At 64.0% G+C, this 9,375-nt stretch carries 8 protein-coding genes; 5 read left to right on the top strand and 3 right to left on the bottom strand.

The window, feature by feature from the left end; genetic code table 11:
- Positions 1–229 precede the first annotated feature (229 nt).
- Positions 230–1,006, bottom strand: coding sequence for a GntR family transcriptional regulator (locus ACCC94_RS11600; protein WP_037017034.1), 777 nt, complete (start codon positions 1,004–1,006; stop codon positions 230–232).
- Positions 1,007–1,400: 394 nt separating this feature from the next.
- Between ACCC94_RS11600 and ACCC94_RS11595 the strand changes: the two genes are divergently transcribed.
- Positions 1,401–2,747 (top strand): NCS2 family permease, encoded by a 1,347-nt coding sequence (locus ACCC94_RS11595; RefSeq protein WP_413349606.1) that lies wholly within the window; start codon positions 1,401–1,403, stop codon positions 2,745–2,747.
- Positions 2,748–2,810: 63 nt separating this feature from the next.
- Here ACCC94_RS11595 and ACCC94_RS11590 read toward each other — a convergent pair whose 3' ends face one another.
- A complete protein-coding gene (locus ACCC94_RS11590) occupies positions 2,811–4,610 on the bottom strand; it encodes an ATP-binding protein (protein ID WP_413349605.1) in 1,800 nt (599 codons plus the stop codon).
- Positions 4,611–4,755: 145 nt separating this feature from the next.
- On the bottom strand, positions 4,756–5,109 hold the full coding sequence (gene uraH / locus ACCC94_RS11585; RefSeq protein ID WP_413349604.1) for a hydroxyisourate hydrolase: 354 nt from the start codon (positions 5,107–5,109) through the stop codon (positions 4,756–4,758).
- A 410-nt stretch (positions 5,110–5,519) separates the two neighbouring features.
- On the opposite strand from uraH, the gene puuE reads away from it, so the two are divergent.
- The 4 genes from puuE to ACCC94_RS11565 all read left to right on the top strand — a co-directional run bounded on the left by puuE (position 5,520) and on the right by ACCC94_RS11565 (position 8,943).
- The gene (gene puuE, locus ACCC94_RS11580; RefSeq protein ID WP_413349603.1) at positions 5,520–6,455 is read left to right on the top strand and encodes an allantoinase PuuE; all 936 of its coding nucleotides are present in this window, start codon (positions 5,520–5,522) and stop codon (positions 6,453–6,455) included.
- Positions 6,452–6,967 (top strand): 2-oxo-4-hydroxy-4-carboxy-5-ureidoimidazoline decarboxylase, encoded by a 516-nt coding sequence (gene uraD / locus ACCC94_RS11575; protein WP_413349602.1) that lies wholly within the window; start codon positions 6,452–6,454, stop codon positions 6,965–6,967. Before puuE ends, uraD begins: the two co-directional genes overlap by 4 nt.
- An 81-nt stretch (positions 6,968–7,048) precedes the next feature.
- The gene (locus ACCC94_RS11570) at positions 7,049–7,555 is read left to right on the top strand and encodes an ureidoglycolate lyase (RefSeq protein WP_045209032.1); all 507 of its coding nucleotides are present in this window, start codon (positions 7,049–7,051) and stop codon (positions 7,553–7,555) included.
- Positions 7,556–7,608: 53 nt separating this feature from the next.
- A complete protein-coding gene (locus tag ACCC94_RS11565; RefSeq protein WP_413349601.1) occupies positions 7,609–8,943 on the top strand; it encodes a urate hydroxylase PuuD in 1,335 nt (444 codons plus the stop codon).
- Positions 8,944–9,375: the final 432 nt, after the last annotated feature.

Below are 9,375 nucleotides of genomic sequence, written 5' to 3'. Positions count from 1 at the left end.
GGGGCGGGGGTGCCCCCCACCCCCCCCCCAAACAACCCCCCCCCCGCCACCGGGGTTTGCCCCCGCGCCAAAACCCCTTTTGGCGGGTTGTTGGCCCCCGAACCTTGGTCATGCCGATCCCCAAGGGTGCCGTGCGTTCGCGAGCAAGCTCGCTCCTACAAAGGAAAAGAGCTATCCGTGCTGAAACGAAAAAGCCCCGCAGATGCGGGGCTTTTGGCTGTCTCGAAGATCAGGCCGCCGAGTCGGCGTCGGCCTTGCTGCGGCGCGGCTTCTTCTTGCCGGCCAGCAGGTGCGAGAACACCGCGTGCAGGTCGCCGGAGGCGCCGTCCACGTCCAGGTTCAGCTTGTCGTCGATGTGCGCCATGTGGTGCATCATCAGGGTCACGGCCTTTTCCTTGTCGCCCTTCTCGATGGCGTCGAGGATCTCGTTGTGCTCGTCGAACGAGCAGTGCGAGCGGCCGCCGCTTTCGTACTGGGCGATGATCAGCGAGGTCTGCGACACCAGGCTGCGCTGGAACACCACCAGCGGCGCATTCTTCGCCATCTCGGCGAGCTTGAGGTGGAATTCGCCGGAGAGACGGATGCCGGCGCCACGGTCGCCGCGGGCGAAGCTGGATTGCTCCTGCTTCACCATGTCGCGCAGTTCGGCCAGGGCGTCGCCGCTGGCGTTGTCCACGGCCAATTCGGTGATCGCGCGCTCCACGGTGCGGCGGGCGAAGAGGATCTGCCGGGCTTCGTCGATGCTCGGGCTGGCCACCACCGCGCCGCGGTTCGGGCGCAGCAGGACGACCTGCTCGTGGGCCAGGCGCGACAGCGCGCGACGGATGATGGTGCGGCTGACGCCGAAGATCTCGCCGAGGGCCTCTTCGCTCAGCTTGGTGCCGGGCGCCAGGCGCTGTTCGAGGATGGCGTCGAAGATGTGCGCGTAGACGATCTCGTCCTGAGTGCCGCTGCGCGCCTTGCCATTGCGCGGCTGCTTCCTGATCTGTTGCAACTGGTCGGTCATCGGAGTCGAACCCTGCTCAGCCGGGTGAACCGGCGCGAAATCCGTGGGGGCTTGGGTGGAGCTGGCCGCGGGCCAGGCATGGGGCACAGTGTACACAAAGTGGCCACTATCGTGCAGCCGTCACGCGCGACTGGCCATCGGCCCCGGGCCCGCGCGATGCCGGCGCCTGGCGAAGCCACGCGTGCGACCATTCCGATGCTTTTCTTGTAAAAATCTTCCGGCAGAACACTAAACATTATTTGAACTTTTTGTACACAACTGCATAATCGCGGCGTGACTTCCTGACCCAAAGGTCAACATTCACACCCTCACAACTCTTTCCGTTAGCGCAAGGGACGCAGGTGAACCAGCCGACGGCAAGGGACCAACAACAAGAGCGTTGAGGAGTACCGCTGTGGAAAGCACCAAACAAGAACAACAAGCCTTTGCAACCAGCCCGCCTGCCACCGGCCTGCTCGAACGCCTGTTCAAGCTCAGCCAGCACGGCACCACCGTGAAGACCGAACTCGCCGCGGGTCTCACGACCTTCATCACCATGGCGTACATCATCTTCGTCAACCCCAACATCATGGCCGACGCCGGCATCGACCACGGCGCCGCCTTCGTCGCGACCTGCCTTGCCGCCGCGCTCGGCTGCTTCCTGATGGGCCTGTACGCCAACTGGCCGGTGGGCCTGGCGCCGGGCATGGGCCTCAACGCCTTCTTCACCTACACCGTGGTCAAGACCATGAACTACAGCTGGGAGATCGCGCTGGGCGCGGTGTTCATCTCCGGCATCGCCTTCATGATCCTGACCTTCTCGCGCATTCGTGAGTGGCTGCTCAACAGCATCCCGGTCAGCCTGCGCTTCGCCATGGGCGCCGGCGTCGGCCTGTTCCTCGGGCTGATCGGCCTGAAGACCGCCGGCATCGTGGTCGCCAGCCCCGCCACCCTGGTTCACCTGGGTGACCTGACCAGCCCCGGCCCGCTGCTCGCCGCCATCTGCTTCCTGATGATCGCGGTACTCGAATACCGCCGCGTGTTCGGCGGCATCCTGATCAGCATCCTCACCGTCACCGTGGCCGGCATCGCGCTGGGCATCGTCCAGTTCGGCGGTGTGTTCTCCATGCCGCCGAGCCTGGCGCCGACCTTCCTGGCGATGGACATCGCCGGCGCGTTCAACGTGACCATGATCAGCGTGATCCTCGCCTTCCTCTTCGTGCACATGTTCGACACCGCCGGCACCCTGATGGGCGTCGCCCAGCGTGCGCACCTGGTGCGTGAGGACGGCCGCATCGAGAACCTGTCGAAAGCGATGAAGGCCGACAGCACCTCCAGCGCCTTCGGCGCGGTGCTCGGCGTGCCGCCGGTGACCAGCTATGTGGAAAGCGCTGCGGGCGTCGCCGCCGGTGGCCGCACAGGGCTGACCGCCGTGGTGGTGGGCGTGCTGTTCGTCGCGGCGATGTTCTTCGCCCCGCTGGCCGGCATGATCCCCGCCTACGCCACCGCCGGCGCGCTGATCTACGTCGCCATGCTGATGATGGGCGGCATGGCCCACATCGACTGGAACGAGCACACCGAGACCATCCCGGCCATCGTCACCGTCATCATGATGCCGCTGACCTTCTCGGTCGCCGACGGCATCGCCCTGGGCTTCGTGACCTACGTGGCGATGAAGGTCTTCACCGGCCGCCACAAGGACGTGACCATCAGCCTGTACGCGCTGTGCGCGATCTTCGTGGCCAAGTTCATTTTCCTCTGACGCATTTCCTTCCCCGCAGAAGCAAAGACCCCGGCCTTGGCCGGGGTCTTTGCTTTCAACACTTCAAGGCGTCGCATCAGGCAGCAGAAGGCGCACCTGCACCTGGGTGCCAGCGCCCAACTGACTGGTGGCGCTGATCTCGCCTCCCATCAACTCAACCAGGCTACGGCACAGGGCACCGCCCAGCCCGGTGCCCCCGCGGCCAAGGCGCTGGTCATCCAGGGAATGACTGAACGGTTCGAACAGCCAGGGCAATTCCTGCTCGGAAATGCCGATGCCGGTATCCAGCACATCCAGTTCGATTTCCACCATGCCCTGGCCCTTTCCCCGCGAGCGCAAGTGGACTTCCACGGAGCCGCTGTCGGTATAGCGCACGGCGTTATCCAGCAGATTGCTCAAGACCTGGCGCAGCCGCTGCGGATCGCACCAGACGCGGTTCTTCAGCGCCAGACTGAAGTCGCAGCGCAGCTCCAGCCCCTTGGCCGAGGCGGAGGCCTGCATCAGTTCCACCTGACGCTCGACCAGCGCACGCAAGTCGATCTCCTCCGGCGCCAGGGGCAGGACGCCGGACTTGGCCCGGCTGAGCAGCTGGAAATCATCGGCCACGCCCAGCAGGTTGCCGGCCAGTTTGCGCGCGACCTCCAGCGGCTCGTTGCGGCGGGCAGGATCATCCTGGTTCCGCGCCAGGTCGATCATGGCGATGATGGTCTGCAACGGGCCCTGCAATTCGCTGGTGATGCCGGCGAGGAACTGCGTCTTGCCGCGGCTGATGTTCTCGATACGGGCGTTGGCATTGCGCAACGCACGCACCAGCTCCTCGCGCTCGCTGATATCGATGGAGCCGCAGATTGCCCCGATCAGCTTGCCGTTGACGTCGTGGTAGGGCCTCCCCCAGTGATGGAATACCCGGCGGCCGCTTTTCGCAGACTCGAATTCAACATCCTTGTCGTAAGGCTCGCCCGCCGCGATGGCGGCTTTGAGCTTTTCATGGAGCATTTCCGCTTCGGCCGTGTTGTTGAAGACCCCAAGGTCGATCACCCACTTGCCGACCACATCCTCCAACTCCAAGCCGGCGCGCTCCAGACCTACCTTGTTGCAGAACAGGATCCGCGCATCCATGCCACGGACGGTCATGATATGCGGCAGAGAATCGATGATCGAACGAAGCAGCCCCAGCTCGCGAATCTGCTCGTCATCCAGCGCGGCGACCGCGCCCTGTTCCTCCGCCGGGGCGCCACCTTCCACCAACCCGTGGCGCCGGGCGATATCGATCAGCTCCACCAGCGATTTCGCGTGCAGCTTCTGCATCAGCCGCACCTTGTAGGTGCTCACGGTCTTGTCGCTGATGGCCAACTGGTCGGCGATGGCGATATTGCTCAACCCCTGCGCCAGCAGCTGCAGGACGCTCAGCTCGCGCACCGACAGGTCCTTGAGCAGGCCGCCATGGCCAGCCTCCTCGGCGGCGCTGACGCTACCCAGGGCGTGGCTGGGGAAGTAGCTATGGCCCTGGGCGATGGCGCGTACCGCCTCGCGCACCGCCTGCGGGTCTTCCTGCTTGCTGACGAAACCGGCAGCGCCGGCGGTCAGGCAGCGGCCCGCGAAGTACTCCGAGTCCTGCGAGGTCAGTACCAGCACCTTCACCGGCGAGTCCTGGGCGACCAGGCGCTGCAGCACCTCCAGCCCGCCCAGCCGCGGAATGGAGAGTTCGAGGATCATCAGGTCCGGCTTGCATTGGCGCACCTGATGCAAGGCATCGGGGCCGTTGTCCGCTTCGCCGACCACTTCATGGCGGTCGGCTTCCATCATCAGGCGCAAGGCGTGGCGCGTTACCGGTTGTTCTTCGACGATCAGGATCCTGCTCATGCGCTCTCTCAAAAAAGGATTTTCCAGATAGTTCTAGCCCAGGCTGGACTACCCGTAGGAGAAATCGCACGCAAAAAAAAGCCCGCAGTGTGGGCGGGCCGAGGAAGACTCCACGAAGAGTCAGGGGGAGACCTACGGGCGGGGACTAGCTGCCGCGATAGGTGGAATAGCTGTAGGGGGAAATCAGCAGCGGCACATGGTAGTGGTCGCTCTGCGAGGCGATGCCGAAGCGCAGCACGACCTGGTCGAGGAACGCCGGCTCCGGCAGCTTCACGCCGCGGCCACGGTAATAGTCGCCGGCATTGAACAGCAGCTGGTAGACGCCGGGGCGGAAATCCTCACCCTGCAGCAGTGGCTCGTCGCAGCGCCCGTCATCGTTGGTCACGCGGATGGCGATCAGTTCCAGCTGCTGGCCTTCGACGCGGTACAGCTCGATCTTGATGCCATGGCCAGGGCAACCGTGGGCGGAATCCAGTACGTGAGTGGTCAGGCGTCCCATGGGCTTATCGGTGTCCTGCGGCGGAGCCGGCCGACACCTTCCTCCTCTGTCTTGTTGATGCGAATGGGCGGGCCACCATGGAGGCAGCCGGCAGGTGCGTTTGGGTGAAGCGAATATACCCAGCGACACAATTGATTGTATACAAAAAAGTGATTCGATCTGCCAAAAAGCCCCCGCAGCGCATGCCGACCAGCCATCCTGCGAGCCCTCGCAAAGTGCCCCAAGCCCGCAGCGCGACTGGGCATACCCGGCATTTGCGCGCCGCCGACTGCGGATGGACGAAATGAAATGACCGTTGCGCAGATTGTATTTACAGACCGCCTCACATTTTGTATACAATGCACCCATCAACGGCAGCGCACAGTCCACCGACCCGGCGCCGACCGCCAACCACAAGAAGGAACACTGCAGTGAGCGCTGACTACCCACGCGACCTGATCGGTTACGGCAACAACATCCCCCATCCGCACTGGCCGAACGATGCGCGCATCGCCCTGTCCTTCGTCCTCAACTATGAAGAAGGCGGCGAGCGCAACATCCTGCACGGCGATGCCGAATCCGAGGCCTTCCTCTCCGAGATGGTCGCCGCCCAGCCGCTCAAGGGCGAGCGCAACATGTGCATGGAGTCGCTGTACGAGTACGGCAGCCGCGCCGGCGTATGGCGCCTGCTCAAGCTGTTCCGCAAGTACGACCTGCCGCTGACCGTGTTCGCCGTGGCCATGGCCGCCCAGCGCCATCCCGAGGCGATCCGCCAGATGGTCGCCGACGGCCACGAGATCTGCAGCCACGGCTACCGCTGGATCGACTACCAGTACATGGACGAAGCGCAGGAGCGCGAGCACATGTTCGAGGCCGTGCGCATCCTCACCGAGCTGACCGGCCAGCGCCCGCAGGGCTGGTACACCGGCCGCCTGGGCCCGAACACCCGCCGTATCGTCCGCGAGGACGGCAACTTCCTCTACGACTCCGACACCTACGACGACGACCTGCCCTACTGGGACCCGGCCAGCACCCCCGAGAAGCCGCACCTGGTGATCCCCTACACCCTGGACACCAACGACATGCGCTTCACCCAGGTGCAGGGCTTCAACAAGGGCGACGACTTCTTCGAATACCTGAAGGACGCCTTCGACGTGCTCTATGCCGAGGGCGCCGAGGGCGCACCGAAGATGCTCTCCATCGGCATGCACTGCCGCCTGCTGGGCCGTCCGGCGCGTATGGCCTCGCTGGAGCGTTTCATCCAGTACGTTAAAGGTCACGAGAAAGTGTGGATCACCCGCCGCGTCGACATCGCCAGGCACTGGCACGAGAACCACCCGTTCAAAGCGCAGGAGAACAAGGCATGAGCCGCTTCCAGACCCTGATCCCGGCCAGCCTCGACCGCGCCGCCTTCGTCAAGGCCTTCGCCGATATCTACGAGCACTCCCCGTGGGTCGCCGAGAAGGCCTATGACCTGGGCGTCGACGACAGCCTGAACGACATCGAGCTGCTGCATCAGCGCATGGCCGACATCCTCCTCTCCGCCAGCCATGAAGCGCAGCTGGCGCTGATCAACGCGCACCCGGACCTCGCCGGCAAGGCCGCGATCCGCGGCGAGCTGACCGCTTCCAGCACCGCCGAACAGGCCGGCGCGGGCATCCAGGATTGCACCGCGGAGGAATTCGCCCGCTTCACCGAGCTCAACGATGCCTACAAGGCCAGGTTCGGCTTCCCCTTCATCAAGGCGGTGAAGGGCAGCAACCGCCACCAGATCCTGGCTGCGTTCGAAGAGCGCATCCACAACACGCCGGAGCAGGAGTTCCAGACCGCCCTGGCGGAGATCAACAAGATCGCGATGTTCCGCCTGCAGCAACTCTGAGCGAGCGGACCTTCACCCCCTTCCCTGCGATGCATTCGAGGCGAAGGGCCCCATGCGAACAACGATATAAGAAGACCAGCCATGCGTACCCTGAAGATCGAGCCGTTGACCAAGGAAGCCTTCGCACCGTTCGGTGATGTCATCGAAACCGAAGGTAGCGATTTCTTCATGATCAACAACGGTTCCACCCGTCGTTATCACAAGCTCGCCACCGTCGAAACGGCGCAGCCCGATGACAAGGCGATCATCAGCATCTTCAGCGCCGAGTCCCTGGAGATGCCCTTGCGCATCCGCATGCTGGAACGTCACCCGCAGGGCAGCCAGGCGTTCATTCCGCTGCTCGGCAACCCCTTTCTGATCGTGGTCGCGCCACTTGGCGATGTACCTGTATCGGGCCTCGTCCGCGCTTTCCTGTCCAACGGCAAGCAGGGCGTCAATTACCACCGCGGCGTCTGGCACCACCCGGTGCTGACGATCGAAAAGCGGGATGACTTCCTGGTGGTCGATCGCAGCGGTTCTGGCAACAACTGCGACGAGCATTTCTTCACCGAGGACGAACAGCTCCTCCTCGACCCCCAAGCAAACTAATAAGAGAGGCCCGCACTCCGCGACGGCGGTTTCCGGGCAAGAGGTAAAAAACTGTGGAAGCACATCTCATCGAATGGCTGAACCTGCTGGTCCGCTGGATCCACATGATCGTGGGTATCGCGTGGATCGGCGCCTCGTTCTACTTCGTCTGGCTGGAAAACAACCTCAACCGCGCCAACCCGCGCGAGGGGCTTTCCGGTGATCTCTGGGCGATCCATGGTGGCGGCATCTACCACCTGGAGAAGTACAAGCTCGCCCCGCCGAAAATGCCGGACAACCTGCACTGGTTCAAATGGGAGGCCTACTCCACCTGGCTGTCGGGTGTCTGCCTGCTGACCATCGTGTTCTACCTGAACCCGACCCTGTACCTGATCGCCCCGGGCAGCGACCTGGCGCCGGCCGCCGCCATCGCCATCGGCATCGGCTCGCTGATCGCCGGCTGGTTCGTCTACAGCACCCTGTGCGACTCGCCGCTGGGCAAGAAACCCGCCCTGCTCGGCGCCATCCTGTTCGGCCTGCTGGTGCTCGCCGCCTACCTGCTCAGCCAGGTATTCAGCGGTCGCGGCGCATACCTGCACGTGGGCGCCATCATCGGCACCATCATGGTGGGCAACGTGTTCCGCGTGATCATGCCGGCCCAGCGCGCACTGGTTAAGGCCATCGAGGAAGGCCGCGAGCCCGATCCGGTACTGCCGGCCAAGGGCCTGCTGCGTTCGCGCCACAACAACTACTTCACCCTGCCGGTGCTGTTCATCATGATCAGCAACCACTTCCCGAGCACCTACGGCAGCCACTACAACTGGCTGATCCTGACCTGCATCGCGGCGCTGGCGGTGATCGTGCGTCACTACTTCAACACCCGCCACGAAGGCAACGGCATGGCCTGGGCCCTGCCCGCCGGCGCCGTCGGCATGATCGCCCTGGCCTTCGTCACCGGGCCGAACTTCCCCAGCAGCGATACCACTGCCAGCGTCCAGCCGGCGAAGGTCGAGTACCAGCCGCTGCCGGAAACCGCCGTCGGCGGCAAGACCCCGGCCGAACGCGCCAAGGACGAGGAAGCCGCCAAGGCTGCCGCCGCCCAGCAGGCCCAGGCCGCTCCAGCCCAGGCATCCAGCGCAGGCTCGACCGAAGGCTTCGACAAGGTCCATCACGTCATCCAGGAACGCTGCGCCGTGTGCCACTCGGCCAAGCCGACCAGCAACATGTTCAGCACCGCTCCCGCCGGCGTGATGTTCGATACCCCGCAGCAGATCCAGCAACTCGCCCCGCGCATCCAGGCGCAGGCCGTGGCCTCGCAGGTGATGCCGCTGGGCAACATCACCCAGATGACCCCGGAAGAGCGCAAGCTCGTCGGCGACTGGATCGCCAGGGGCGCCCAGGTTAATTGAGCCTGCGGCACGGCCAGGAAAACCGCACCTTCGGGTGCGGTTTTTTTATGCCCGTGCGATACCGGATCGGTAGGAGCGAGCTTGCTCGCGAACAAACCCTCAGCGTGCGCCGGATCGATCGGGCGTGGCCCGGTTCGCAAGTAAGCTCGCTCCTACGAAAGGCAGGCGCTGAAACAAAAAATGTAGTCCACTCGACCAATGGCTACAGAATCAGCAAAGCCAGAAAACACGCGGCGCAGAGCCCTGCAGCACCATGAAGACAAAACGTGACCGGCGAGTTGTATACAAAAATCGATTGAACGTAATACACATCGCGTTTATAAAGTCCCGCACCGCTTCACCCGCTCGGCCCCGGGGGTGAGATCGGCCAGTACTTCCCGGTTGTCGTGCCCGTCCGGCAACCAGCGACTGACAACAATAAAAACCGAGGTG

Origin of the sequence: Pseudomonas sp. Pseusp97, from assembly GCF_047304025.1 — a bacterium.
In the GTDB taxonomy this organism is placed as follows: Bacteria; Pseudomonadota; Gammaproteobacteria; order Pseudomonadales; family Pseudomonadaceae; genus Pseudomonas.
Note: the sequence above shows the minus strand (reverse complement) of the source record. Positions and strands in the feature narration are given on the sequence as shown.